Source organism: Streptomyces rimosus, assembly GCF_008704655.1.
GTDB lineage: Bacteria > Actinomycetota > Actinomycetes > Streptomycetales > Streptomycetaceae > Streptomyces > Streptomyces rimosus.
Genome location: NZ_CP023688.1, coordinates 7,367,094 through 7,391,841 on the forward strand (window position 1 = coordinate 7,367,094; position 24,748 = coordinate 7,391,841).

The 24,748-nt window shown below is 73.5% G+C and carries 25 protein-coding genes; 18 read left to right on the forward strand and 7 right to left on the reverse strand.

Annotation, left to right across the window (positions count from 1 at the left end; translation table 11 throughout):
* Positions 1 to 504: 504 nt before the first annotated feature.
* The 5 genes from CP984_RS32155 to CP984_RS32175 all read left to right on the forward strand — a co-directional run bounded on the left by CP984_RS32155 (position 505) and on the right by CP984_RS32175 (position 5,089).
* Entirely contained in the window at positions 505 to 1,377 is an 873-nt protein-coding gene (locus tag CP984_RS32155) for a segregation and condensation protein A (protein ID WP_003987458.1), read from the forward strand.
* The gene (gene scpB, locus CP984_RS32160) at positions 1,374 to 2,045 is read left to right on the forward strand and encodes an SMC-Scp complex subunit ScpB (RefSeq protein WP_003987457.1); all 672 of its coding nucleotides are present in this window, start codon (positions 1,374 to 1,376) and stop codon (positions 2,043 to 2,045) included. The genes CP984_RS32155 and scpB overlap by 4 nt, the downstream gene beginning before the upstream one ends.
* Positions 2,045 to 3,196, forward strand: coding sequence for a pseudouridine synthase (locus tag CP984_RS32165; RefSeq protein WP_030178924.1), 1,152 nt, complete (start codon positions 2,045 to 2,047; stop codon positions 3,194 to 3,196). Before scpB ends, CP984_RS32165 begins: the two co-directional genes overlap by 1 nt.
* Positions 3,197 to 3,279: 83 nt before the next feature.
* Entirely contained in the window at positions 3,280 to 4,296 is a 1,017-nt protein-coding gene (locus CP984_RS32170) for an ADP-ribosylglycohydrolase family protein (RefSeq protein ID WP_003987283.1), read from the forward strand.
* Positions 4,289 to 5,089 carry a nucleotidyltransferase domain-containing protein gene (locus CP984_RS32175; RefSeq protein WP_043979329.1) on the forward strand — a complete coding sequence of 267 codons (801 nt, stop codon included), beginning with the start codon at positions 4,289 to 4,291 and terminating at the stop codon, positions 5,087 to 5,089. Before CP984_RS32170 ends, CP984_RS32175 begins: the two co-directional genes overlap by 8 nt.
* Here the strand turns inward: CP984_RS32175 and CP984_RS32180 are convergent.
* Positions 5,042 to 5,770, reverse strand: a complete 729-nt coding sequence (locus CP984_RS32180) for a nucleotidyltransferase domain-containing protein (protein ID WP_003987281.1) — start codon at positions 5,768 to 5,770, stop codon at positions 5,042 to 5,044. The genes CP984_RS32175 and CP984_RS32180 overlap by 48 nt on opposite strands.
* Positions 5,771 to 5,891: 121 nt before the next feature.
* Here CP984_RS32180 and CP984_RS32185 point away from each other — a divergent pair, with 121 nt between their 5' ends.
* The 6 genes from CP984_RS32185 (at position 5,892) to der (ending at position 11,021) form a co-directional block, all read left to right on the forward strand.
* Positions 5,892 to 6,383: a YidB family protein gene (locus CP984_RS32185; RefSeq protein ID WP_226048722.1), complete on the forward strand. Its 492-nt coding sequence runs from the start codon at positions 5,892 to 5,894 to the stop codon at positions 6,381 to 6,383.
* A 140-nt stretch (positions 6,384 to 6,523) separates the two neighbouring features.
* Positions 6,524 to 6,886 (forward strand): chorismate mutase, encoded by a 363-nt coding sequence (gene aroH, locus CP984_RS32190; protein WP_003987279.1) that lies wholly within the window; start codon positions 6,524 to 6,526, stop codon positions 6,884 to 6,886.
* Positions 6,883 to 7,968, forward strand: coding sequence for a prephenate dehydrogenase (locus CP984_RS32195; RefSeq protein WP_030178918.1), 1,086 nt, complete (start codon positions 6,883 to 6,885; stop codon positions 7,966 to 7,968). Before aroH ends, CP984_RS32195 begins: the two co-directional genes overlap by 4 nt.
* A 143-nt stretch (positions 7,969 to 8,111) precedes the next feature.
* Positions 8,112 to 8,825 carry a (d)CMP kinase gene (gene cmk / locus CP984_RS32200; protein WP_003986577.1) on the forward strand — a complete coding sequence of 238 codons (714 nt, stop codon included), beginning with the start codon at positions 8,112 to 8,114 and terminating at the stop codon, positions 8,823 to 8,825.
* Complete coding sequence (locus CP984_RS32205) at positions 8,774 to 9,496, forward strand: lysophospholipid acyltransferase family protein (RefSeq protein ID WP_371282131.1); 723 nt, start codon at positions 8,774 to 8,776, stop codon at positions 9,494 to 9,496. Before cmk ends, CP984_RS32205 begins: the two co-directional genes overlap by 52 nt.
* A 64-nt stretch (positions 9,497 to 9,560) precedes the next feature.
* Positions 9,561 to 11,021 (forward strand): ribosome biogenesis GTPase Der, encoded by a 1,461-nt coding sequence (gene der / locus CP984_RS32210; RefSeq protein ID WP_003986579.1) that lies wholly within the window; start codon positions 9,561 to 9,563, stop codon positions 11,019 to 11,021.
* Positions 11,022 to 11,117: 96 nt separating this feature from the next.
* Here the strand turns inward: der and CP984_RS32215 are convergent, their stop codons facing one another.
* Positions 11,118 to 11,516, reverse strand: coding sequence for a hypothetical protein (locus CP984_RS32215; RefSeq protein WP_003986580.1), 399 nt, complete (start codon positions 11,514 to 11,516; stop codon positions 11,118 to 11,120).
* Between the two features lie 227 nt (positions 11,517 to 11,743).
* The gene (locus tag CP984_RS32220; RefSeq protein WP_003986581.1) at positions 11,744 to 12,562 is read right to left on the reverse strand and encodes a hypothetical protein; all 819 of its coding nucleotides are present in this window, start codon (positions 12,560 to 12,562) and stop codon (positions 11,744 to 11,746) included.
* Positions 12,563 to 13,151: 589 nt separating this feature from the next.
* On the opposite strand from CP984_RS32220, the gene CP984_RS32225 reads away from it, so the two are divergent.
* Both CP984_RS32225 and CP984_RS43065 read left to right on the forward strand, forming a co-directional pair.
* Positions 13,152 to 13,811 carry a LysM peptidoglycan-binding domain-containing protein gene (locus tag CP984_RS32225; RefSeq protein ID WP_003986582.1) on the forward strand — a complete coding sequence of 220 codons (660 nt, stop codon included), beginning with the start codon at positions 13,152 to 13,154 and terminating at the stop codon, positions 13,809 to 13,811.
* 177 nt (positions 13,812 to 13,988) lie between these two features.
* Positions 13,989 to 14,441: a transglycosylase family protein gene (locus tag CP984_RS43065; RefSeq protein WP_003986583.1), complete on the forward strand. Its 453-nt coding sequence runs from the start codon at positions 13,989 to 13,991 to the stop codon at positions 14,439 to 14,441.
* Here CP984_RS43065 and CP984_RS32235 read toward each other — a convergent pair.
* Genes CP984_RS32235 through CP984_RS32245 form a run of 3 tightly spaced genes read right to left on the reverse strand, consistent with a single transcriptional unit; the run spans position 14,427 to position 18,339 of the window.
* Positions 14,427 to 15,125: an ATP-binding cassette domain-containing protein gene (locus CP984_RS32235; RefSeq protein WP_003986584.1), complete on the reverse strand. Its 699-nt coding sequence runs from the start codon at positions 15,123 to 15,125 to the stop codon at positions 14,427 to 14,429. The two genes, CP984_RS43065 and CP984_RS32235, sit on opposite strands and share 15 nt — an antisense overlap.
* Positions 15,122 to 17,833 carry an ABC transporter permease subunit gene (locus CP984_RS32240; RefSeq protein ID WP_030178908.1) on the reverse strand — a complete coding sequence of 904 codons (2,712 nt, stop codon included), beginning with the start codon at positions 17,831 to 17,833 and terminating at the stop codon, positions 15,122 to 15,124. Before CP984_RS32240 ends, CP984_RS32235 begins: the two co-directional genes overlap by 4 nt.
* Positions 17,830 to 18,339, reverse strand: a complete 510-nt coding sequence (locus CP984_RS32245) for a hypothetical protein (RefSeq protein ID WP_030178905.1) — start codon at positions 18,337 to 18,339, stop codon at positions 17,830 to 17,832. The genes CP984_RS32240 and CP984_RS32245 overlap by 4 nt, the downstream gene beginning before the upstream one ends.
* Positions 18,340 to 18,452: 113 nt before the next feature.
* On the opposite strand from CP984_RS32245, the gene CP984_RS32250 reads away from it, so the two are divergent.
* The 5 genes from CP984_RS32250 to CP984_RS32270 all read left to right on the forward strand — a co-directional run bounded on the left by CP984_RS32250 (position 18,453) and on the right by CP984_RS32270 (position 23,034).
* Complete coding sequence (locus CP984_RS32250; protein WP_032922589.1) at positions 18,453 to 19,001, forward strand: hypothetical protein; 549 nt, start codon at positions 18,453 to 18,455, stop codon at positions 18,999 to 19,001.
* Positions 18,979 to 20,310, forward strand: coding sequence for an ABC transporter substrate-binding protein (locus CP984_RS32255; RefSeq protein ID WP_003987390.1), 1,332 nt, complete (start codon positions 18,979 to 18,981; stop codon positions 20,308 to 20,310). The genes CP984_RS32250 and CP984_RS32255 overlap by 23 nt, the downstream gene beginning before the upstream one ends.
* A 425-nt stretch (positions 20,311 to 20,735) precedes the next feature.
* Positions 20,736 to 21,722 (forward strand): hypothetical protein, encoded by a 987-nt coding sequence (locus tag CP984_RS32260; protein ID WP_030189790.1) that lies wholly within the window; start codon positions 20,736 to 20,738, stop codon positions 21,720 to 21,722.
* 72 nt (positions 21,723 to 21,794) lie between these two features.
* Positions 21,795 to 21,965 carry a hypothetical protein gene (locus tag CP984_RS32265; protein WP_003986593.1) on the forward strand — a complete coding sequence of 57 codons (171 nt, stop codon included), beginning with the start codon at positions 21,795 to 21,797 and terminating at the stop codon, positions 21,963 to 21,965.
* A 52-nt stretch (positions 21,966 to 22,017) separates the two neighbouring features.
* Complete coding sequence (locus CP984_RS32270) at positions 22,018 to 23,034, forward strand: helix-turn-helix transcriptional regulator (protein ID WP_003986594.1); 1,017 nt, start codon at positions 22,018 to 22,020, stop codon at positions 23,032 to 23,034.
* Here CP984_RS32270 and ctaD read toward each other — a convergent pair.
* Complete coding sequence (gene ctaD / locus CP984_RS32275; protein WP_003986595.1) at positions 22,946 to 24,673, reverse strand: aa3-type cytochrome oxidase subunit I; 1,728 nt, start codon at positions 24,671 to 24,673, stop codon at positions 22,946 to 22,948. The two genes, CP984_RS32270 and ctaD, sit on opposite strands and share 89 nt — an antisense overlap.
* Positions 24,674 to 24,748: the final 75 nt, after the last annotated feature.

A 24,748-nucleotide genomic window follows, 5' to 3' on the forward strand; every position in this document is an offset into this window, starting at 1 on the left:
TCATGTCTGGACGCAACCATGTAACGGTCGCCTGCGGGGAGTGTCCCCCTGCACACCCCCTCCCGTCGGTTCGGCGTGTGCGGGCCGGTGGGGGGAGGGGAAAGAAGCCTGGTGCGCGCCCCCCATGAGGTGAAGCTCGCCGGGTGTAGGCGCAGGGCCTCAGGCGGCTCCGCGTCATGCGGAGGGGGCCGCAGGGGTCCGGCCGCCAGGGGCCTGTAAAGACCCCCGCCACGGCGGCGGGAAAGCCGCCCACCGGCCGGGCTCGGGGACACGTAGGGGTCTCCCCGCAGGCGACCGAAGCCCCGGTTGCGTCCATACACTTCGGCCGCTCCAGGCAACGAGGAGAGACCCCTGCGGGGCCCCGAGCCCCCACCACCGAACCCCCGGCGCCAAGGCGCACCCCCACCGGGGCAAACCGGACCCCCGGGCGCGCGCCTTGAGGATCGGCTGCCCCCCGGGAAGGCTACGCTTTGGGGGCTAGTCCGAACCCCTCCCTGGATCATGATGACCACCACCGAAGACCATGCCCCGTCGCTTGCGGACGGTGAGGCTGGTGACGGGAAGTTCACTGTTCGGCTGGAGAACTTCGAGGGGCCGTTCGATCTGCTGCTTCAGTTGATCTCGAAGCACAAGATGGATGTCACCGAGGTGGCGCTGTCCAAGGTGACGGACGAGTTCATGGCGCACATCCGGGCGATGGGGCCGGACTGGGATCTCGATCAGACCACCGAGTTCCTGGTCGTCGCGGCGACGCTGCTCGACCTGAAGGCGGCGCGGCTGCTGCCCGCGGCGGAGGTGGAGGACGAGGCGGATCTCGCGTTGCTGGAGGCGCGTGATCTGTTGTTCGCGCGGCTGCTGCAGTACCGGGCGTACAAGCGCGTCGCGGACATCTTCAGCGAGCGGCTGGAGGACGAGGGGCGCCGTTACCCCCGTACCGTCGGGCTGGAGCCGCACCATGCCGAGCTGCTGCCCGAGGTCGTGATCAGTATCGGGGCCGAGGGGTTCGCCGGGCTGGCCGTGAAGGCCATGCAGCCGAGGGCGAAGCCGCAGGTGTATGTGGATCACATTCACGCGCCGCTGGTGAGTGTCAGGGAGCAGGCGGAGGTGCTGGTGGCGCGGTTGCGTGCGGCCGGTACGGCCGTGTTCGGGGAGCTGGCCGAGGACGCGCCGGACACGCTCACCGTCGTCGCTCGGTTCCTGGCGCTGCTGGAGCTGTACCGGGAGCGGGTGGTGGAGCTGGACCAGGAGCAGGCGCTGGGGGTGCTGACGGTGCGGTGGACGGGTGGCGCGGAGGCCGAGCCGGTGGTCACGGACGAGTTCGATCGTGAGGCCGGGCCGCAGGCCGCGGCGGGTGAGGAAGGCGGGGACGCGGAGTGAGTGAGGCACAGGCGGTCGTGGGGGGCGGCCCGGACGGGCGGGACGCGCCGGTGGGCGCGCTCGGCGTCGCGGAGCTGGAGCTGCGGCCCGCGCTGGAGGCGGTGCTCATGGTCGTGGACGAGCCTGCGACGGAGGAGCACCTGGCCAGGGTGCTGGAGCGGCCCCGCCGCGAGGTGGCGCTGGCGTTGCGGGAGCTGTCGGAGGAGTACACGCGGCAGGGGCGCGGGTTCGACCTGCGGCTGGTGGCGGGGGGCTGGCGGTTCTACAGCCGGGGCGCGTACGCGGACGCCGTGGAGAGCTTTGTGCTGGACGGGCAGCAGGCCCGGCTCACGCAGGCCGCGTTGGAGACTCTGGCCGTGGTCGCGTACCGTCAGCCGGTCAGCCGTTCCAGGGTCTCGGCCGTGCGCGGGGTGAACTGTGACGGTGTGATGCGCACCCTTCTTCAGCGTGGTCTGGTGGAGGAGACGGGGACGGAACCTGAAACAGGTGCGATCCTGTACAGGACGACGAACTACTTTCTGGAGCGGATGGGCCTGCGCGGCCTGGACGAGCTTCCGGAGCTCGCTCCCTTCCTCCCGGAGGCGGAGGCGGTCGAGGGCGATTCCCGGGAAGGTGTTCCGTCGTTCGACGTAGACGACAGCGGCGACGACTCTCAGACGGATCATTGATGCGAAGCAGCGGCAGGAACAACAGGGACGCCGGTAGGGGCAACTACCGGGGTGCGGGCAACAAGAAGGACGAGAAGCAGCAGCGCGCCGGCCGGCCCCGTCCCGAGGAGCGCCGCTACGACGTGGGCGAGGGCGCGGGCCGGGGCGGCTCGGGCGGCCGTGGCGGCTCGGCTGGCCAGGGCGGCTCCGGCGGCCAGGGCGGCCGCGGCGGTTCCGGCGCCCCCGAGCGCAAGGGCCGCGGCGCGGCGGCCCGCGGCGGCGCCAAGGGCGGCCCCCGTACGAGCCCGAAGGGCGGCGGCAAGGGCCCGCAGCAGCGTGGCCGCGGCCAGGCCCCGGCGCGGCCGCGTGAGTACGACGCGCAGGTGGAGGAGCGTAACCGCGCCCGTCACAACAAGCCGCAGATCAAGACGCCGAAGACGTTCGGCGACCAGGAGGGCGAGCGCCTGCAGAAGGTGCTGGCCCGGGCCGGCATGGGCTCGCGCCGTGCGTGCGAGGAGCTGATCGACCAGGCGCGTGTCGAGGTCAACGGGCAGATCGTCACCGAGCAGGGTGTGCGGGTGGACCCGGACAAGGACGAGGTCAAGGTGGACGGCCTGACGGTCGCCACGCAGTCGTACCTCTTCTTCGCGCTGAACAAGCCGGCCGGTGTGGTCTCGACCATGGAGGACCCGGACGGCCGGCAGTGCCTGGGCGACTACGTGACCAACCGCGAGACGCGGCTGTTCCACGTGGGGCGGCTGGACACCGAGACCGAGGGCATCATCCTGCTCACCAACCACGGTGAGCTGGCCCACCGGCTGACCCACCCGCGCTACGGCGTGAAGAAGACCTACCTGGCCGCGATCCAGGGCCCGCTCCCGCGCGACCTGGGCAAGCAGCTGAAGGACGGCATCCAGCTGGAGGACGGCTACGCGCGCGCGGACCACTTCCGCGTGGTGCAGCAGACCGGCAAGAACTACCTGGTCGAGGTGACCCTCCACGAGGGCCGCAAGCACATCGTGCGCCGCATGCTGGCCGAGGCGGGCTTCCCGGTGGAGAAGCTGGTGCGGACGAGCTTCGGGCCGATCTCGCTGGGCGACCAGAAGTCCGGCTGGCTGCGCCGGATGACGAACACCGAGGTCGGGATGCTGATGCGGGAGGTCGATCTGTAAGCGCCGGGCGCCTGGCACCGGCCTTGCGAGGTCGTCGGACCACCCCTTATTGTCACTGTGACGATTAAGGGGTGGTTCTTTTCATGGCGTCCGCCGCTACCGGTTCGCTCATCGGGCTCGCGCTCGGTGACGCGCTCGGGTATCCGACCGAGTTCCTGGATGTGTCCGCGATCGAGGCCACGTGCGGCCCGTGGCGCGAGATGGCGCTGCCGTCGCCCGCGTACGTGACCGACGACACGCAGATGACGATCGCCCTCGGGCTCGGCCTGCGGAAGGCCGCGGCGAGCGCGGGCGGCGTCGGCGGGCTGGACGCCGCGCAGCTGGTCCCGCCGGTACGGGAGAAGTACGTCGAGTGGTGGCGCTCCCCGGACAACAACCGTGCGCCGGGCAACACCTGCCTCAGGGCGTGTCAGCTGCTCAGTGACCCCGCGCGGCCGTGGGCGCAGGCCGGTCAGGTCGGCTCGAAGGGGTGCGGCGCGAACATGCGGGTCGCGCCGGTCGGGCTGGTGCCGACCCTCACCCCGGAGCAGCGGTCCGGCGCCGCGCAGCTCCAGTCCGCGCTGACGCACGGGCACCCGACCGCGCTCGCAGCCAGCGACCTCACCGCGTACGCCGTGCAACTGCTCGCGGAGGGCGCACGGCCGGAGGAATTGGCCGGCCTGCTGCGCTCGTACGCGGTCGGCAGCCGTACGGTCTACCGGGGCGACTGGCTGGGGGAGCTGTGGCGCCACGCCCAGGACCCGTCCCCGGAACACTTCATCGCGCGCGGCTGGGACGACTGCCTCGGCGTGCTGGACCGGCTGGACGCCGCGCTGCGCGCCCCCGACCCGGAGGCCGATCCCTGCCTGGCCACCGGCGCCGGCTGGATCGCCGAGGAGGCGCTCGCCACCGGGCTGCTGTGCTTCCTGCTCTTTCCCGGCGAGCCGCTGACCGCGCTGCGCCGCGCCGCCTGCTCCTCCGGTGACTCCGACTCGATCGCCTGCCTCGCCGGCGCCTTCGCGGGCGCCCACCTGGGGGCCGGGGCGTGGCCCGAGGAGTGGGCGGGCCGGATCGAGTACCGCGACGAGCTGCTGGCGCTGGGGAAGGTGTGGGATGTCTGACGGGGCACGGAGCGGTGCGGTGCTGCGGGCGGCCGGGCTGCCCGATCTGGACCTGGGCGAGGTGACGGCGGGGGAGGGCGACCCGCTGGTCTTCGCGACGGTCTCCGGCGCGCACTTGTACGGCTTTCCGTCCCGCGACTCGGACGTGGACCTGCGCGGGGCGCACCTGCTGCCCGCCGCCGCGCTGGTCGGGCTGCGGGAGCCGGACGAGACGCGCTCCTGGATGGCGGACCGGGACGGTGTCGAGGTCGATCTCGTCACCCACGATCTGCGCAAGTTCGCACGGCTGATGCTGCGGCGCAACGGCTATGTGCTGGAACAGCTGCTGTCGCCGCTGGTGGTGCGCACGAGCGCGCTGCACGAGGAACTGCTCGCGCTGGCGCCCGCCGTTCTCACCAGCCACCACGCCCACCACTACCGGGGCTTCGCGAACACGCAGTGGCGCCTCTTCGAGAAGACCGGGGAGCTCAAGCCGCTGCTGTACACGCTGCGCGTGCTGCTGACCGGCATTCACCTGATGGGCAGCGGGCAGGTGCTGGCCCATCTGCCCACGTTGGCCGAGCTGGTGACGGCGCCCGCGTACGTACCGGAGCTGATCGCGGCCAAGGCAGAGGCGGAGCACGGGACCGCCGCCGATCTGGTGGACCCGGAGCGGTTGCGGGCGGACGTGGCGGAGCTGCACGGACGGCTGGACGCGGCGCAGGCCGCCTCCGCGCTGCCGGACGCCCCCGGCGGCCACGACGCGCTACACGACCTCCTCGTACGCGCCCGTCTCGGCGCAGCGGAGCGCTGACGCGCGCCGGGTCCGGAACAGGAAGTCCTCGACGCGGCGGCGGTCCGGCTCCGGCGGCAGCGGGGAGCCGGACTCGGCCGCCGCGGCCTGCTCGGCCAGTACGGTCATCCGGCGCTCGACCTCGGGCCAGGGGACCTCGCCGCGCTTGACCGCGAGCAGGTCCTCGCGCGCCTCGCCGACGTCCAGCGTGAGCACGCCCGTACGCAGCAGATCGCGGGCCGTCCGCAAGAGCCGCAGCAGGTGCATGGCGTGCTTCCAGCGGGGCGCGCCGTGCTGCCGTACGTCCGCCTCCAGCTTCTTGAGCTGGCCGGCCGCGTACCCGGTGAACGTGCGGTGCACCTCGCGGGAGAGGAACGCGCCGCGCAGCGCGAGGAGTTCGCGGCCGGTGGCGTCGGCGTGCTCGACGAGCGGGGAGTGGAGGCACTCCAGGATGTTCGGGTTGGCGCGCAGCGCCAGCTCGCAGAAGCGTTCCAGCTCCCAGGAGAACTCCTCCTCGCGCGGCCCCTCCACGTGGACCGGCGGCTTCTCGAAGCGCCAGAACAGCGGGGTGGGCGCGAGGTAGACCCCGCGCCGGTCTGTGTCGCTGGCGCCGGTGGCGAGCCCGAAGGCGCGCGAGCCCATGACACAGGCGTAGACGGTGTGTCCCGTGACCAGGGCGTGGCCTGCGGCGGAGGTCGGCATGAGGGGGATTGTGGCTGGTGGGAGAGGTGGGCGCCAGTCGGTTTCGGGTGGCGGAAACCCCGGGCGTCGGTACGTTTGAATGAAGTCACTCGTCGCGCGGTCCTCATCGACATTGCCGGTCATGCGCAAGGCGAAAGGCAGCATGGACATGACGAGATCACCAGACCTCGGGAGACTGATGGGCGGGCTGCCCGGCGGCGGCCAGGGCGGCGCGGGAGGAGACCTCGTCGGATCGCTGCTGGGAGCGCTCGGCGGCACAGGACCGGGAGGGCACGGCGGCCCCGGCCACGGAATCGGCCCCGGCGGCCGGGGCGGCATACAGGCCGTGCTCGGCACACTCCTGCAAGGAGAGCTGGGGCGGCAGGCGCACTCCTGGGTGGGGCGCGGCGCCAACGAACCGGTCACCCCCGAACAGGTCGAGAAGGCCCTGCCCGACGAGACCCTGCAGCGGATAGCGGACGAGAACGGCGTCAGCGCCCAGGAGGCGGCGGAGCAGCTCGCGCACGCGCTGCCGCAGGCCGTGGACCGGCTGACGCCCGACGGCGAGATACCGCAGGACCCGCTGTTCCAGGACCTCGTCGCCCGCCGCCCCCGGGCCGTCGGGCGGCCCTGAGCGCAGGCGTCCACGTCCCACCACCGGCCGGTCCGTGTCTCGCGGACCGGTCGGCTTCGTGATCGCTGCCCGGATCTGGCTAGGCTTGCGCCCAGGAGTCGGCGGCGGACGCCGCAGGTGGAACCCAGGGGAGCGGTGACGTGGCGGTACGAGCGGTGCGCGGAGCCGTGCAGCTGGAACGGGACGAAGCGGGGCATATGCATGAGCAGGTGTCCGCGCTGCTGACCGCCGTTCTGGAGCGCAACGGGCTGACCCCGGACGACCTGATCAGCATGTGGTTCACCGCCACCCCCGACCTGCACAGCGACTTCCCCGCGGTGGCCGCCCGGCAGCTCGGCATCACCGACGTGCCGCTGCTGTGCGCGCAGGAGCTGGACATCGCGGGCGCCATGCCGCGCGTGGTGCGCGTTCTGGCGCATGTCGCGACCGAGCGCACCAAGGACGAGATCGCGCACGTCTACCTCGGTGCCGCCGGTGCCCTGCGGAAGGACATCGCCCAGTGAGGACCGCGCTCGTCATCGGCACCGGCCTGATCGGTACCTCCATCGCCCTCGCGCTGCAGTCCCGCGGCATCCAGGTGTACCTGGCCGACCACGACCCGGCGCAGGCCGAGACCGCCGCCGCGCTCGGCGCCGGCACGGCCGAGGAGCCGCCGGGCCCGGTCGACCTGGCGGTGGCCGCGGTGCCGCCCGCCCATGTCGCGCCGACGCTGGCCGCGGCGATCCGGCGCGGCTGCGCCCGCGCCTACCTCGACGTGGCCAGCGTCAAGGGCGGCCCGCGCCGCGAGCTGGAGGCGATGGGCTGCGACCTGTCGGCGTACCTCGGCACCCACCCGATGGCGGGCAAGGAGCGCTCCGGGCCGCTCGCCGCGACCGCCGAGCTGTTCGAGGGGAGGCCCTGGGTCCTGACTCCGGCCGAGGGCGGCGACACCGAGGTCCTCAACATAGCTCTGGAGCTGGTGGCACTGTGCCGCGCGGTGCCCGTCGTCATGGAGGCGGACGCGCACGACCGGGCCGTCGCCCTGGTCTCGCACACCCCGCAGCTGGTCTCCAGCCTGGTCGCCGCCCGCCTCCAGGGCGCCGACGAGACCGCCGTACGGCTGTGCGGGCAGGGCATCCGGGACGTGACCCGGATCGCCGCGTCCGCGCCCCGGATGTGGATGGACATCCTCTCCGCCAACCCGGGCCCGGTCGCCGACGTGCTCAGCGAGGTCTCGGCCGACCTGGAGCGCACGGTGGCGGCGCTCCGCGCACTGGAGGCCGCCGACGACGAGGCGCGCGCCGCGGGCGCCCGCGGCGTCGAGGACGTGCTGCGGCGCGGCAACGCGGGCCGCGAACGGGTGCCGGGCAAGCACGGCGCCGCCCCGGCCGCGTACGAGATCGTCTCGGTGCACATCGGCGACCAGCCCGGCGAGCTGGCCCGGATCTTCGCGGACGCCGGCCGGGCCGCGGTCAACATCGAGGACGTACGGATCGAGCACGCCACCGGCCAGCAGGCGGGCTTCATCCAGCTCATGGTCGAGCCGCAGGCGGCGCCGGTGCTCGCCGCCGAGCTGCGCGAGCGGGGCTGGTCGATACGGCAGTAGGGTCCGCCGTCCGCGCCCCGGGCCCGCTTCCCGGGCAGGGGCGTACGGGCTGCACGGGGCGCCCCTGCTTGCCAGTAACCTTGTGCGGGGCCCCGTGCGGCGGCCCCCGTCCAGCCCCGTGATCGAGGAAGGTGCCCGACACCGTGGAAACCCCCGCCCGGACCGCCCCGGCCGCAGTGATTGTCGCCATCGACGGCCCCGCAGGCACGGGCAAGTCCAGCACCTCCAAGGCCGTCGCCGCCAAGCTCGGGCTGGGCTACCTGGACACCGGGGCGCAGTACCGCGCGATCACCTGGTGGATGCTGAGCAACGGCGTCGACGTGAACGACGCCGTCGCCGTGGCGGACGCCTCCGCCAAGCCCGTGATCGTCTCCGGCACCGACCCGGCCGCGCCCACCATCACCGTGGACGGCCTGGACGCCGCGGGACCGATCCGTACCCAGCAGGTCACCTCGGCCGTCAGCGCCGTCAGCGCCGTCCCCGAGGTACGCACCCGCATCACCGAGCTGCAGCGCGAGATCGCCGCCGCGGCCCCGCACGGCATCGTCGTCGAGGGCCGGGACATCGGCAGCACCGTACTGCCCGACGCCGACCTGAAGGTCTTCCTCACCGCGTCGCCGGAGGCCCGCGCCGCCCGCCGCAGCGGCGAGCTGACCGGCAAGGACGCCGCCGACCTGGCGGCCACCCAGGCCGCTCTGATCAAGCGGGACGCGGCCGACTCCTCCCGGAAGACCTCGCCGCTGGCCAAGGCGGACGACGCGGTCGAGGTGGACACCACCGACCTGACGCTGGACCAGGTCGTCGAGTGCGTGGTCACCCTCACCGAGGCGGCGATGGCCGCGAAGGCGGCGCGGTGACGCGCAGCGGACGGGCGGCGGACGGCGACCGGACGCCGAGCGCGGCCGGTGCCGCGGTCGGGCGGCGGATCGGCATCGGCCTGATGTACGGACTGTGGAAGCCGCGGGTGCTGGGCGCCTGGCGGGTCCCGGCCACCGGGCCGGTGATCCTCGCGGTCAACCACACCCACGGCCTGGACGGCCCGATGGTGATGGGCACCGCGCCCCGGCCGGTGCACTTCCTGATCAAGAAGGAAGCATTCGTCGGCCCGCTGGACCCGTTCCTGCACGGTATCGGCCAGTTGAAGGTGGACCGCTCCGGCACCGACCGCAAGGCCGTCACCGACGCGCTGACCGTGCTGAAGAACGACGGTGTACTGGGGATCTTCCCGGAGGGCACCCGGGGCGAGGGCAACTTCGCCTCGCTGCGCGCCGGCCTGGCGTACTTCGCGGTGCGCTCCGGGGCCCCGGTGGTGCCGGTGGCCGTGCTGGGCAGCGCGGAGCGCCGCAGCCGGGCCGTCAAGGCGGTGCCGCCGCTGCGCAGCCGCGTGGACGTGGTCTTCGGCGAGGCGTTCGCGGCCGGTGACGGCAGCGGCCGGCGCACCCGTACGGCGCTGGACGCGGCGACGACGCGCATACAGGAGCGGCTGACCGCTCACCTTGCCCAGGCCAGGCGCCTGACCGGGCACTGAACGAGACTTGTAGGGCGCCCGCGCACCAGCGGGCGCCGTTGACGGAGAACGAGGAACGGACTTCATGAACGACCAGATCCCCACCGGCGACGAGCACGGTGCGCTTGGTGACGCCGAGTACACGGAGTTCATGGAGCTCGCCGCGCAGGAGGGCTTCGACCTGGAGGAGGTCGAGGGCGACATCGCCGCGGCCGGGCACGGCCCGCTGCCCGTCCTCGCCGTCGTCGGCCGCCCCAATGTCGGCAAGTCGACCCTGGTGAACCGCATGATCGGCCGCCGTGAGGCGGTCGTCGAGGACAAGCCGGGCGTCACCCGCGACCGGGTCACCTACGAGGCCGAGTGGAACGGCCGCCGCTTCAAGGTCGTCGACACCGGCGGCTGGGAGCAGGACGTCCTCGGCATCGACGCGTCGGTGGCCGCCCAGGCCGAGTTCGCGATCGAGGCCGCCGACGCGGTGGTCTTCGTGGTGGACGCCAAGGTCGGCGCCACCGACACCGACGAGGCCGTGGTCAAGCTGCTGCGCCGGGCCGGCAAGCCGGTCGTGCTGGTCGCCAACAAGGTGGACGGGCCGTCCGGCGAGGCCGACGCCGCCATGCTGTGGTCGCTGGGCCTGGGCGAGCCGCACCCGATCTCCGCGCTGCACGGCCGCGGCACCGGCGACATGCTCGACGCCGCCCTCGAAGCGCTGCCCGAGGCGCCCGAGCAGCTCTTCGGCACCCCGCTCGGCGGGCCGCGCCGGATCGCGCTGATCGGCCGTCCGAACGTCGGCAAGTCCTCGCTGCTGAACAAGCTCGCCGGCGAGGAGCGGGTGGTCGTCAACGAGATGGCGGGCACCACCCGCGACCCGGTCGACGAGCTGATCGAGCTGGGCGGCAAGACCTGGAAGTTCGTGGACACCGCGGGCATCCGCAAGCGCGTCCACCTCCAGGCGGGCGCCGACTACTACGCCTCGCTGCGCACCGCGGCCGCCGTGGAGAAGGCCGAGGTCGCGATCGTCCTGATCGACGCGAGCGAGTCCATCAGCGTCCAGGACCAGCGGATCATCACGATGGCCGTGGAGGCGGGCCGCGCGCTGGTCATCGCCTACAACAAGTGGGACCAGCTCGACGAGGAGCGCCGCTTCTACCTGGAGCGGGAGATCGAGCGGGACCTCGTGCAGATCCCGTGGGCGATGCGGGTCAACGTCTCGGCGCGCACCGGCCGCCACATGGACAAGCTCGTCCCGGCGATCGAGACGGCGATCGAGGGCTGGGAGACCCGGGTGCCCACCGGCCGCCTGAACGCCTTCCTCGGTGAGATCGTCGCCGCCCACCCGCACCCGATCCGGGGCGGCAAGCAGCCGCGCATCCTCTTCGGCACCCAGGCGGGCACCAAGCCGCCGCGCTTCGTGCTCTTCGCCTCCGGCTTCCTGGAGGCCGGCTACCGCCGCTTCGTCGAGCGCCGGCTGCGCGAGGAGTTCGGCTTCGAGGGGACGCCGATCCACATCTCGGTGCGGGTGCGCGAGAAGCGCAGCAAGAAGAAGTAACAGCGGCAAGAAGACGGCGGGGCGGCTCTTCCGGGCCGCCCCGCTGTCGTTCTCGCGTACGGGCGTGGGGTCACGCCTGCCGTACGGACGGGCCGGTCAGTGCCCGTGCGGCCGGTACTCGCGGGGTGCCGGCGGCAGCGCCGGGGGGAAGTGGCCGCGCGCGGGGCCGCCCGCGTGCTGCGGGTGGCCGTGGTACTGCTGTCGGGCGGCGGGCTCCCAGTGGCCGGCCGACGGGAGGTGGCCGGTCGCGGTGGTCGTACGGCCCCAGATGCTCCGCATCGCCTCGGCGCTCAGCCCTTCCTCGCCCGAACGGTCCCCTGGCAGCGCCCGGAAGGAGCGGCGGTACTCGGCGTACAGCGAGTCGTAGATCGGCGTGGCCGACACGGGGGCGGCGTGGGGGGCCGTCACGGTCGCCGTGGTCGCGTCGTGCGACGGGCGCATGCCGGGGATCTGGTAGGGATACGGGACGCGGGTGGACGGGTCGTATGGATGCACGTCTGTGCCAACGACCCCGATGCTCCCGGGATGCGGCCTTGGCGAAGAATCGGCTGATCGGCGGGGAGCGCGCGACCGGCTCACGGCCGGCTCGCCGGGCGGCGCCCGGCCGGTCCGGGCGGCCGCCACGTGCCGGAAGGCCGCCCCGCGCCGCTCGGTACGAGCACGGCACGGGACGGCCTTCCGGTGCGGTCGCCCACCAGGACCGCCGGGAGAGGGCTTCGGTGTCAGGTGCCCGCCAGCGGCATCGCGGCGGCCACCAGCTTGCCTTCGGCGGCGGCCTTCTCCATGGCCTCGCGCATCAGGTCCTCGCGCGGCTGGTGGCCGATGGCGCCGACCGGTGCCGCGTACACCAGCACGGTCTGCGCCTTGCCCGCGGCGGAGCGCCAGCCGTCCGAGACGGGCAGCGGCTGGTGCGCCTGCCACCAGGAGACGGGCTGGCCGCCGTCGGTGCCGGGCTGGAGGATGGCGTGCAGCCGACCGCCGGCCAGCAGCACCGACCAGCCCGGGTTGGCGGCGGGCAGTACGGACATGTCCGTGACCGGCGCGAAGCCGTGCTCCAGGAGCAGCGGCAGGAACGCGTCGCCCGGTTCGGTGGAGCCGGGGCGGGCGATGGCGCCGGCGGGCTCGACGACCAGGGCGGGGCGCAGGTCGTTCTCGACCAGGACCAGGCCGCAGGTGACACCGAGTGTCGCCTGCCGGGGCTCGCCCGGGAGCGCGGCGAACGGGGTGGCGGGCGGGCGGCCCGAGGGTGCGGCCCCGTCCCCGTCCGCGCCGGTGATGGAGCGCACCGCGCCCTGGAGCTGCTCCTCGGAGACCGGCACGACCTGCGAGGGGATGCACGACGCGTGCGCGAACGCGAGCACCGCGGTCTCCTCGCCCACGAACAGGACGGTGCTGGTGCGCTCCTGGTCGCTGTCGCCGGGGGTGCGGCAGGAGGTGCAGTCGTAGTTGCCGGGGGCGTTGCCACCGGCCAGCAGGCAGTCGGCTTCTTCGTCACCGATCTCGGCGCGTACGTCGTCACTGACGTCGAGCATGCGCGGCACGGATGGCTCCTCGATCGTTGCGCGGGCTTGCCGGGCGGTCCCCGGCTCGTACCTGGACAACGGGCGATCTGTGGCCGGGGTCACGCGTGGCGGGGTGCGCGATCGAACCGTTCGAAGCGCAGCGTGAGATGTGGCCCGGAACCGCTCACTCCCTGCCATCCGGTGCGGGGGGCACGGAAGTTCCGGCGGTGAACTGGGTCACAGATCGCCGGGGCGACTGGCGGATATATGAGGAAATCGGCGAATCAAGTGGGTGGCCTAAATTGGCCGATACCTCCGGTAACGCCCGACTGGCCAGGAGGGACGGCGGCGCGGTTGATAACGGGGCGTCAGCCTTCCTACATTCTCCGGCCGTGTGCACCGAGCACCACCCGGGGACGCCCGCCGTCCGCTTCCACCACCGGCCCGCACCATGGCCGGTACGCCGAGCACGACACGGCGCCAGAGCCGCGTCGTGTGGCACCGGATGCACCACACGCAGCACCACCGAGCACCACCCCGCGGCGGGCGGGGTGCCGCGGACCGTGGGCGCCAGACGCGCCGGCGCCGCGGCGCCTGGGGGAGACCCGGGGCCGTGGAGAGGGAATCCATGCCTTTCACGAAGGGCGTCATACGTCGTGACATCGCCGCGCTGGCAGGGGCGGCACTGATCGCCCCGCTCGCGCTGGTGGCCGCCACCGCTGGACCGGCGCAGGCGGCGGACGCCGGAGTGTGGGACCGCATCGCCCGCTGCGAGAGCGGCGGCAACTGGCACATCAACACGGGCAACGGCTTCTCGGGTGGCCTGCAGTTCACCCACGGCACCTGGCGCGCGCACGGCGGTACGGCCTACGCGCCGACCGCCGCCCAGGCCAGCCGCGCCCAGCAGATCGCCGTGGCCTCCCGGGTCCAGGCCAACCAGGGCTGGGGAGCCTGGCCCACCTGCGCCGCCCGCGCCGGTGCCCACGGCAGCGCCCCCAAGGCGCCGAAGGCACACCGGTCGGGCAAGCAAAGCAGCCGGCAGTACGTGCGCAAGGACGTCCGCCGCGACGTACGCGCCAAGGTCGGCAAGAAGGCACGCGGTACGGGCGGGTACGCCGACCGCGGCCGCATCCGGGCCGGTGGCGGGTACACGGTGCGGCAGGGCGACACGCTCAGCTCGATCGCGGCCGCGCACAACACGGCCTGGCAGCGGCTCTACGCGGCGAACCGGGCCGCCATCGGCGGCAACCCGCATCTGATCGTCCCGGGGCAGCGGCTCAGCGTCTGAGCCGTGGGGGACGCGGCCCGGTTCCCGCGGGCGCCCGCGGGAACCGGCACGGCCCCGCTCCCCGCCCCTGTAGATGAGCCGAACGCCCCATCCGGTCGTCCGCCGACCGGGTGGGGCGTCGCGCAGTCGGCGGCACAACGGAGGCGGCACGCCCGGACCCGTGCCTAGCGTGAGCCGATGTCCCGTACTTTTCGAACGCTGAAACCCGAGCGTCTCGCGAAAGCAGGCCGCCTCAGAGCGGCCGTCCTGTCCTTCGTCCCGGCCGTCGTCCTGCTGTGCGTGCCCGCCGGCGCGCAGGCGCGGGACACGGAGCAGAACCTGCCGTCCCCGGCCGGCTGTTCCCTGTCCCGGGGAGTCTGGAACTGCATCGCCGAGTGCGAGAGCGGTGGCGACTGGCGCAAGAACACCGGAAACACCTACTTCGGGGGACTGCAGTTCCGGCAGTCGACCTGGAAGGAGCACGGCGGCCTGGCCTACGCGCCGCGCGCCGACCTCGCCAGCCGCGAGCAGCAGATCGCCGTCGCACGGCGGGTGCAGCGCGTGCAGGGCTGGTCGGCCTGGCCGTACTGCGCCAAGCGGTTCGGACTCGGCAAGCGGAGCCTGGCGCCCGGCGGATCACCGCCGGGGTGAGGGCTGCGGACCGCCGGTCCACGGGAAGCGGGCGGCCTCGGCCGGCTCGCCGCTGAAGGCGACGCCGCCGCGCCGCAGGACGTACGCCACGGTCGCCGCCCGGCACAGGCCGGGCGGCAGCGCCTGCTCGGCGACCAGGACCGTGCGCCCGGCGGCTGCCAGGCCGCCGAACAGCGCGTACGTACGTGCCGTGGCCTCCGGTGACATGCCCTGCGTGGGCTCGTCCAGGAGGAGCAGCCGGGCGGTGCCGGCCAGCGCGCGGGCCACGGCGAGCATCCGCTGCTCGCCGCCGGACAGCGTGCCCGCCCGGCGGCCGAGCAGCGCGCGCAGCGCCGGGTAGGCGTCCAGGGCCGGGCCGATCACTCCGTCCGGCGCGGCGAGTTCGAGCTGTTCGGCGACGGAGAGCGAACCGAACACCGCGCCGCGGTCGGGCACCAGCGTGAGCCCGCGGCGTGCGCGGGCGTGCGCGGGGACCCGGGTGATGTCCGTACCGCGCCACACGACGCGCCCGGCGGTGAGCGGCACGGTGCCCGCCAGCGCGCGCAGAGCCGTGGTGCGGCCCGAGCCGTTGCGCCCGAGCAGCACCGTGACGCACGCCGCCGGAACAAGCAGGTCGACGCCGTGCAGCGCCTCCAGCGAGCCGTAACGCACGCGCGCCGCGTACAGGGCGGCCTCGACACTCATGCGCCCGGCTCCGCCAGCCCCGCTGATCTGCCCCGCTCCGCCAGGACCTGATGGGCAGGGCCGCGGGCCACGATCCGGCCGGCCGCCATCGCGTACACCGTGTCGGCCAGTCCGGCGACGAGATCGAGATCGTGCTCGACGACCAGCAGCGCGGTGCCGTCGGCCGCCAGTGTGCGCAGCACATCGGCCAGCGCCGCCACTTCCGCACTGTCCAGACCCGCCGCGGGCTCGTCCAGCAGCAGCGTGCGCGGACGGCCCGCGACGGCGCGCGCCAGCTCTACGCGACGCAGCGTGCCGGTGTCCAGCCCGGCTACGGGCGCGGTGCGCAGTGGCCCGTCCAGGGAGAGCAGGTCCAGCGCGCGCGTGGTGGCGGCGGCCGGATCGGGCACGCCGCTCTGCTCGGCGCCCACCCGTACGTTTTCGGTCACGTTCAGTCCCTCGAACACGGCGAGCTGCTGGAAGGTCCGGGCCAGCCCGAGGCGGGCCCGCGCGTGGGCGGACCTGCGGGTGATGTCGGCCCCGTCGAGCAGCACCCGCCCTCCGGCCGGGCGCAGGGTGCCGCACAGGCAGTGGAACAGGGTGCTCTTGCCCGCGCCGTTGGGACCGATGAGCGCGGTGATCCGGCCGGGAGCGACGGTCAGGTCCACCCCGTCCAGCGCGGTGAAGCCGTCGTAGCGGGCCCGGACGGCGCGGGCGGTGAGGCGGCCGGCGGGGGCGGGGGAGACGGGCGAGGGCGCGGTACGGGGGAGAGGGCGGTGCGGAGCCGAGGCGCGGGGCTCGGGGGTGCGGTGTTCGGACGTACGCCCATCGGCGCTCGTACGTACCGGCTCCCGCGCCACCGCCAACCGCTCCCGCACTCGCGCGCCCAGCGGAGTCAGCCGCACCTCCGGGACGGCGAACAGGCGGGCAGCGGCGTCGCGTAGAGCTGCGTACGGGCCGTGCGGGAGGCGGCCGGCGAGGACGGCGAGCACGCCGATCACCGCGGCGGCGGCCCCGCCCGCGGCCCCCGCGTCCAGGCCGACCAGCAGAACCGCGGCGGTGAGCGCGCCCAGCAGGCTGTCGGCGCCGAGGACGACCACGGCCGCGAACCACAGCAGGCCGCGCACCGGGTCGTAGGACGTGGCGTCGAAGGTGCGCAGCGCCATGCCGAGCATGCCGCCGCCCAGTGCGGCCAGTGCGGCGCCCACCACAAAGGCCGCCAGTTTCAGCGCCGGTACGGGCACTCCGGCAGCGGCCGCCCCTGGCTCGTGGTCGCGCATCGCGGCCAGCGCGCGCCCGGTGCGGCCACGGCGCAGCGCTGCCACGGCGAGCAGCGCGAGGCCCAGCAGCGCCAGTTCCAGGACGTAGTAGGCGCGGTCGGCGGTGAAGCCGGCGGGGCGGTCGAGAGTGAGGCCCGCGGTGGCGTACGGCTGGTCGAAGACGAACCGGCTGACCGCGACGCCGAAGGCGAGGGTGGCCAGGGCCGTAGCCAGGCCGTGCCCGCGCAGCGCGGGCCGCCCGGTAAGAAGGCCGAGCGGCGCGGTCAGCAGGACGGCCAGCAGCAGCGCGAGCAGTCCGGGGACGGCCGGTACACCCGGGAAGCGGCCGGCCGCGAGCAGCGCGGTGAACAGGGCGCCCAGCCCGGCGTACGCGGCCTGCCCCAGCGAGATCTGGCCGCCGCGCCCGGTGACCACGACCAGGGAGAGCAGCACCACGCCGAGCGCCGGTACCTGGACGGCGGTGCGCAGGTCGCCGCCCGCGAAGCCGAGGGGCAGCAGGAAGAGGATGCCGCAGACCAGCCAGGCGCGGCCGTCGTGGTCGGGCAGCGGGCCGGTGCGCGGGGCGGCGCCGTCGGACGCGGCCGGCCCGGTACGGGCGGAGCCGAGACCGCGCAGGGCCGGGGCCGCGACGAGCAGCGCCACCACGAACAGGTTGGCGCCCACGGCCTGCACCAGCGGCTCCAGGCTGCCGCCCGGGTGCAGCCGGGTGAGCTGGCTCTGCGCGACGCCGATGCCCAGCGCGACGGCCACCGCCACCGGCAGGCTGCGCAGCCCGGCGGCCACCGCGACCGCCATCACCTCCATGACCAGCAGCGGCAGCCCGTACGGGTCCAGACGCAGCAGCGGGGCCAGCAGGATGCCGGTCAGCCCGGCGGTGAAGGAGCCGAAGGCCCAGCCGGCGGCGGCGACCCGGTCGGCGTCGATGCCGCCGAGGACGGCGAGCGGCCGGTTGTCGACGACGGCGCGCACCTCGCGCCCGAAGCGGGTCCAGCGGGTGACGGCGGCGACCCCGGCGGCCAGCGTGACGGCGGTGCCCAGCTGCACCCAGGGGTCGTCGGGCAGCAGCGCGGGCGCGTCCGCGCGCGCCCCGGGCCCCCACAGCAGGCCCGCCCCGCCGACCAGGAGGACGAAGACGCCGAGCGAGGCGACCAGGGTGCGGGCCGGTCCGGCGCCGCTGACGGCCAGCGGGCGGAAGACGGCCCGGTCCAGCGCGAGCCCGGTGCCGGGCGCGACGAGGAGGAGGGTGACGGCGGCGGCGAGCGGCAGCGGCCAGTTCCAGCCGACCGCCAGCTGCCGCAGGACGTAGGCGCACACCATGGCGACCGCGCCGTGCGCGAAGTTCAGCACGCCGGTGGCCCGGTAGGTGACGATCAGTCCGATGCCGGTGAGCGCGGCGGCGCTGCCCACCGCGAGGCCCGCCAGGGTGAGGTCGTACGAGAGCGAGCTCACCGCCGGGCGCCGGGGCGCGGGCCGCCGGGCTCACAGACGGGGCAGGGCGCGAGCGGTCCCGCGGCCTCGGCTTCCGGCGGCCCGTCCACGGGCCGGGCGTCCGGGCGGCCCGCCACGAGCGGGCAGCCGGGCCGGTGCAGGAGCGTCCCGCCGGGTACGGCGAGCGGCGGACCGGCATCGTCCGGTACGGCCTCCCGCGCGGCCGGGGAGCCGTTCGCGCCGGGCGGCGTCCCGTCGGCCCCGTACGCGACCAGCAGCCCGTACAACTCCTCGACCCGGGCCGCCGCCAGGCCCGTCTCGCCCCGCGCCACCAGCACCGCACCCGCGACGATCAGCGCGGCGCCCGGGATCGAGCAGGACGCCAGGAACGGGATCTGGCGCTCGGCGAACCGCTCGCCGGAGACGCCGTACCAGCCGACCGCGCACAGCACCGCCCCGCCCGCCAGCGCCGCCCAGCCGCCCCACGGCACCAGGCGCGCGCCGGACCGTGTCCGCGCGTTGCGCATCACGCCCCCTCGCGACTTTCGGCGAATAGCGCCACTATGCCCTGTGGAAACAGCACCTAGAAGGTTTGTGCCAGACCGGCTCGGAGCGGTCGCGACGACAGGCGGTGGTGTACATGACGTTCCGTGGGGGGACAGCGCGGCGGGTTCCGGCGCTGGTGGCGGCGGTGCTGCTGGTGGCGGCCGGTACCGCGGGGTGCGGGGACGCCGACGACGGCGGGCAGCCCGCGCCGAGCGGGGCCTCGGGTTCGGGGAATGCGGGTACGGGCACGGCCACCGCCGGTTCACCGTCCTCGGGCAGCGCTCCGGCCGACCCGGCCGCCGCCGAGCGGGAGATCAAGGAGAACTGGCAGAAGTTCTTCGACCCGAACCTGTCCAACGCCGAGAAGGCCAAGTACCTCCAGAACGGCGAGCAGCTGCGCCTGCTGCTGGAGGCGTTCAACGGCGACCAGCGGGGCCGGCAGGTCGGGGCGCAGGTGTCCGCCGTACGCTTCACCTCCGCGACCGAGGCCGACGTGACGTACAGCCTCACCCTCAAGAAGGCCACCGCGCTGCCGAACGCCAAGGGCGTCTCCGTCTACCAGGACAAGGTGTGGAAGGTCTCCCTCAAGACCCTGTGCGCGCTGGTGGGCATGAGCGGCAATGCGAGCGCGCCGGGCTGCTGAGGCGGCCGGTGCCGCCGGAGCGGCGCTGCTGCTCGCACTGACCGCGGCCTGTGGCAGCCGGCTCCCGGAGAGCGCCTTCGAGGACCGCCGGGGCACGCCCGCGACCGGCCCGGCACGCGAGCCGATCACCGTGGGGATCATCACCAGCACGACGAGTCCGGTGGGCGGCGAGGCGTTCACCGGACCGCGGGACGGCGCGCTGGCGTACTTCGCCGCGCTCAACCGGAACGGCGGTGTCAACGGGCGGCCGGTACGCCCGGTCACCTGCGACGACGGGGGCAGCGGCGTCGGCAACAACGAGTGCGTGCGCAAACTGCTCACCGACGAGAAGGTGTTCGCGCTGGTCGCGACCACCGCGCTGGACTACGCGGGTGCGCCCCGGGTCTCCGCCGCCGGCGTTCCCGACATCGGCGGGCAGCCGGTCGGCGCCGCGTACGACACATATCCGCACCTGTACGGGATCTACGGCAGCCAGGCGCCGCGGGACGGCAAGGCGCCGGGCTGGGGCGGCACGCTCTACGGCGGCACGGAGGTCTACCGCTACTTCAAGCGCGTACAGAAGGCCCGCAGCGCCGCGGTCGTCTCCTACAACCAGGCGGCGTCCGCCGCGTACGCCCGGCTGATCGTGCGCGGTCTGGAGGCCGAGGGGTACGACGTGACCACCGAACAGGTGGACTTCGCGCTGCCCAACTTCCCGGCGGTCGCCGCCGGGCTGCGCGACCGGGGCGCCGACCTGGTCTTCGACGCGCTGGACACGCACGGCAACGCGCGGCTGTGCGAGGCGATGGACGCGGCGGGCGTCCGGCCCACGGCGAAAGTAACGAATGTGCAGAATTGGTCGGATGTGGTCGCCAAGGACTACAAGGACTCGCCGGGCTGTCGCAACGCTCTGTGGGCCACGGGTGCCAGCCGCAACTACGACGATCAGGGGAGCGGGCCGGGCAGCGCGGCGGTACGGGAATTCCGCGCCGGAATGGCCCGCTACGCCAAGGGCCGGCCGTTGTCGCAGTGGCAGCTGGAGGGCTGGGCGGCGGCGATGTGGTTCGCCGATGCGGCGCGCTCGTGCGGGGCGGAGGTCACCCGCGCGTGCGTGGAGCGCTTCGTCGCCGACGGTCCGCCGTACACCGCCCGCGGCCTGCTGCTTCCCGCCTCGTTCCGGCCCCGGCCCGAGCCGCCGGCCACCGACCGGACCTGTCTGTCGGTCGCCCGCTGGCGGGACGGGGCCCGTGGCGGCAAGGGCGGCTGGGTCACCCAGGGCGACATGGACACCACCTGCTTCACCGTGCCGCAGCTGCCGTACCGGCCCTGAGCGTCCGGGCGGTAGTGCACGGCACGGCGTGCCAAGTTGAACGGTGCACACCCCGTGACGGGACGCCCCGGGACCGCCTAGCTTGTGGCGTTACAGCACGACACGGAAACGACGATCAGTGATCCGGGAAAGTTCCGTGATGTTGCTACCGATGTCCTAACTCTTTCGGAACAAGTTGGCCAAAGCCCTCAACCCGGAACCGGGGCCCGTGGTCTACCCGTTCAAGGGACGGACGAACCGGACTCGTCCGCCGATGATCGAGGAACACGGGGACGGAAGACAGGACGGATGCACAGCTCATTCCTGTTTCACCAGGCCGACGGCATCGGGGGGACGGTCCGGACGACGTACAACCCGGCTCCGGGGCACGGGGCGTACGCAACCAAGGACGCGGCGCGAGCCGCTGCGAGAGGGGTGCGGACGGTATGAACGCGTCGACGCAACTGCCCGCGACGGGCGCCGGTCCGGCCGGCACCGAAGCCGTCGCTCCCGTGCTGACCGGGGCCCCGGCCCCCTCGGCGGCCGAGCACGGCGCGGGCGACGCGGCCCCGGCCGCGCAGCCGCTGCGCGCCGACTGCATAGCGGACTCCGCCGGCGGTCTGACCTTCGACATCACCGCGCCCCAGGGCACCCGCCCGGTCTGGAGCGCGGCGCTCGTGCTGCGCCCGCGCGGCGACGGCGACAGCGCGGCCCACGAGGAGCTGCGACTGCCGCTCGGCCCGAACGGCTCCGGGCGGCTGCGCGCCGTCCTGCCGAGCACCGTCGCGCTGCCCGAAGGGCGCTGGAACGTTTACGCGGACCTCGGCGACGGCCGCGACCCGCAGCGGCTGCTGCCCGGCGACAACGACCTGCGCCCGCTGGTGGACCGCCGCCCGCTGGCCGGCATCGGCCGGCTCGGCGTGCGCATCCCGTACACCACCCGGTCCGGCAGCCTCGCGCTGCGCAGCTGGCTGCGCGGACCGCACGCGGAGGCCGCGGACATCGTCGTCGACGCCGGCGGCACGACGGTCACCGGCCGGCTGTACGGCGCCGTCCTCGGGCCGGGCGCGCGCGCCGAGGCCAGGCTCCGCGGCGGCGCCGCGGAAGCGGACGAAGTGGCCCCCGTCGTCACCGTCCCGCTCACCGGCGACGGCTGCGAGTTCACCTTCACGCTGCCGTACGTGCCGCTCGCGGAGCGCTGGGAAGGCGGCGACGCGCGCTGGGACCTGTGGCTGCGCGCGGCCGAGGGCGCCGAGCCGGTCCGCATCGGCCGGCTGCTGGACGACGTGCCGGAGAAGAAGGCGGTCTTCGTGCACCCGGCGCTGCCCGTCGGCTGCTCCGCCGGGCAGCTGCGCATCGGGCCGTACTACACGCTCGACAACGATCTGACGATCCGGGTCACGGACGACGGGCCGGACAGCACCGGCTGTTGACCGGGTCCCGTCAGACAGGGACGCATAACAGCGCACGCCGGGGGCACTCGGAGCAGCGGAGGTGCGAATCACATGGTTCCTGTTCTTTTGGTACTGCTTCTGGCCTTGATCCTGTTCGGCGCGGGTTTCGCGCTCAAGGCCCTGTGGTGGGTGGCCGTCGCGGTGCTGGTCGTGTGGCTGCTCGGCTTCCTGTTCCGTACGACGAGCGCGGGCGGGGGGCGTACACGCTGGTACAGGTGGTAGCCCCCTGAGACGCGGACCGTAGCTGTCCGCATGTACTGCCAGACTGCCCGGCATGTTGGAGACCTCGGCACGACTGCTCCGCCTGCTCTCCCTGCTGCAGGCACACCGCGCGTGGACGGGCGCGGATCTCGCCGACCGGCTCGGCGTGACCCCGCGCACCGTCCGCCGCGATGTCGAGCGCCTGCGCGAACTGGGCTACCCCGTCCACTCGGCCCCCGGCACCGCCGGGGGCTATCAACTGGGCGCGGGCGCCGACCTGCCACCGCTGCTCCTCGACGACGAGGAGGCGGTGGCAGTCGCCGTCGGGCTGCGCACCGCGGCCGTCGGCGGCGTCGAGGGCATCGAGGAGACCTCCGTACGGGCCCTGGCCAAGCTGGAACAGGTGCTGCCGAACCGGCTGCGCCGCCGCGTCAGCGCCCTCACCACCTTCACCGTCCCCATGCTCGGCGCCGCGGGCGGACCCCGGGTCGAGGCCGCGGTCCTCACCGAACTGGCCAACGCCTGCCGGGACAGCGAGCGGCTGCGCTTCGCCTACGCGGCCCACGACGGTACGGTCAGCCGCCGCACCGTGGAGCCGCACCGCCTGGTGTCGGCGCAGCGCCGCTGGTACCTCGTGGCCTGGGACGTGGACCGCGCGGACTGGCGGACGTTCCGCGCCGACCGCATCACCCCCACCCCGCCGCACGGCCCGCGCTTCACTCCGCGCCCGGCCCCCGCCGACGACCTCGCCGCCTACGTCTCGCAGGGCGTGTCCACCCGCGCGTACGCCGAGCGGGCCACCATCGTGCTGCACGCCCCCGCCGAGGAGGCCGCTCAGCGCATCACCCCGGCCGACGGCGTCATCGAACCGCTCGACGACCACCGCTGCCTGCTGCGCACCGGCGCCCACCACCTGGACGTGCTGGTGATCCACATCGTCCTGATGGGCTTCGACTTCGAGGTCCGCGAACCGCCCGAACTGGCCGGGCGGATCGAGGAGATCAGGGACCGGCTGTCCCGGGCCCTGGGCCCGGCTCCGCCTCCGTCTCCCGCGGGGAATCTTCCGGCGCCGGCGCGTCCGGCGGAGTGAGCCGGACGATCTCCGGATGGTGCAGGTCGAAGGCGGGCGACTCCGAGCGGATGCGCGGAATGGTCAGGAAGTTGTGGCGCGGCGGGGGACAGGAGGTCGCCCACTCCAGCGAACGGCCGAAGCCCCAGGGGTCGTCCGTCTCGACCTTCGTGCCGTACTTCGTCGTCTTCCAGACGTTGTAGAGGAACGGCAGCGTGGACAGGCCGAGCAGGAAGGCGCCGACGGTCGAGAGGGTATTCAGCGCGGTGAAGCCGTCGGCAGCCAGGTAGTCGGAGATCCGGCGCGGCATGCCCGCCACGCCCAGCCAGTGCTGGACGAGGAAGGTGGTGTGGAAGCCGATGAACAGCGTCCAGAAGTGCAGCTTGCCCAGCCGCTCGTCGAGCATCCTCCCGGTGAACTTCGGCCACCAGAAGTAGAAGCCGGCGAACATCGCGAAGACGACCGTGCCGAAGACGACGTAGTGGAAGTGGGCGACGACGAAGTAGGTGTCGGTGACCTGGAAGTCCAGCGGCGGCGAGGCCAGGATCACGCCGGTCAGCCCGCCGAACAGGAAGCTCACCAGGAAGCCGGTGGCCCACAGCATCGGTGTCTCGAAGGACAGCGAGCCGTGCCACATCGTGCCGATCCAGTTGAAGAACTTCACCCCGGTCGGCACCGCGATCAAAAACGACATGAACGAGAAGAACGGCAGCAGCACCGCGCCGGTGGCGAACATGTGGTGCGCCCACACCACCACCGACAGCCCGGTGATCGCCATGGTCGCGCCGATCAGCATCACGTAGCCGAAGATGGGCTTGCGCGAGAAGACCGGGATGATCTCGGTGATGATGCCGAAGAACGGCAGCGCGATGATGTAGACCTCGGGGTGCCCGAAGAACCAGAACAGGTGCTGCCACAGCAGCGAGCCGCCCCACTGGCCCTCGAAGACCACCGAGCCGAAGCGCCGGTCCGCCTCCAGCACCAGCAGCGAGGCCGCCAGCACCGGGAAGGCGATCAGCACGAGGATCGAGGTGAACAGCACGTTCCAGGTGAACACCGGCATCCGGAACATCGTCATGCCGGGCGCGCGCATCCCGATGATGGTGGTGAGGAAGTTGACCGAGCCGAGGATGGTGCCGAAGCCGGACAGGGCCAGGCCCATGATCCACATATCGGCGCCGATACCGGGGGAGCGGCCCATCGAATTCAGCGGGGCGTAGGCGGTCCAGCCGAACTCCGCGCCGCCCGTCGGTGTCAGCAGGCTGGCCAGCACGATCAGGCCGCCGAAGAGGAACAGCCAGTACGAGAGCATGTTCAGCCGGGGGAAGGCCACATCCGGCGAGCCGATCTGCAACGGCATGATCTCGTTGGCGAAGCCCGCGAAGGCCGGGGTGGCGAACAGCAGCAGCATGATCGTGCCGTGCATGGTGAACGCCTGGTTGAACTCCTCGTTCGTCAGGATCTGCAGCCCGGGACGGGCCAGTTCGGCGCGCATCAGCAGCGCCAGCAGACCGCCGACCAGGAAGAAGCCGAACGCGGTGATCAGGTAGAGATGGCCGATCTTCTTGTGGTCGGTGGTGGTCAGCCAGTCCACCAGCACTGCGCCGGGCCGTCGGGCCCGTACCGGTTCCGGGCTCGCCGCCACGGTGTCCGTACCCATCTGCGCCACCTCGTTCGCCAAGAAGCAACCGGCTCAGCCGGTAAGGGACGTGCTCGGGCTATGGCGGCCATGATG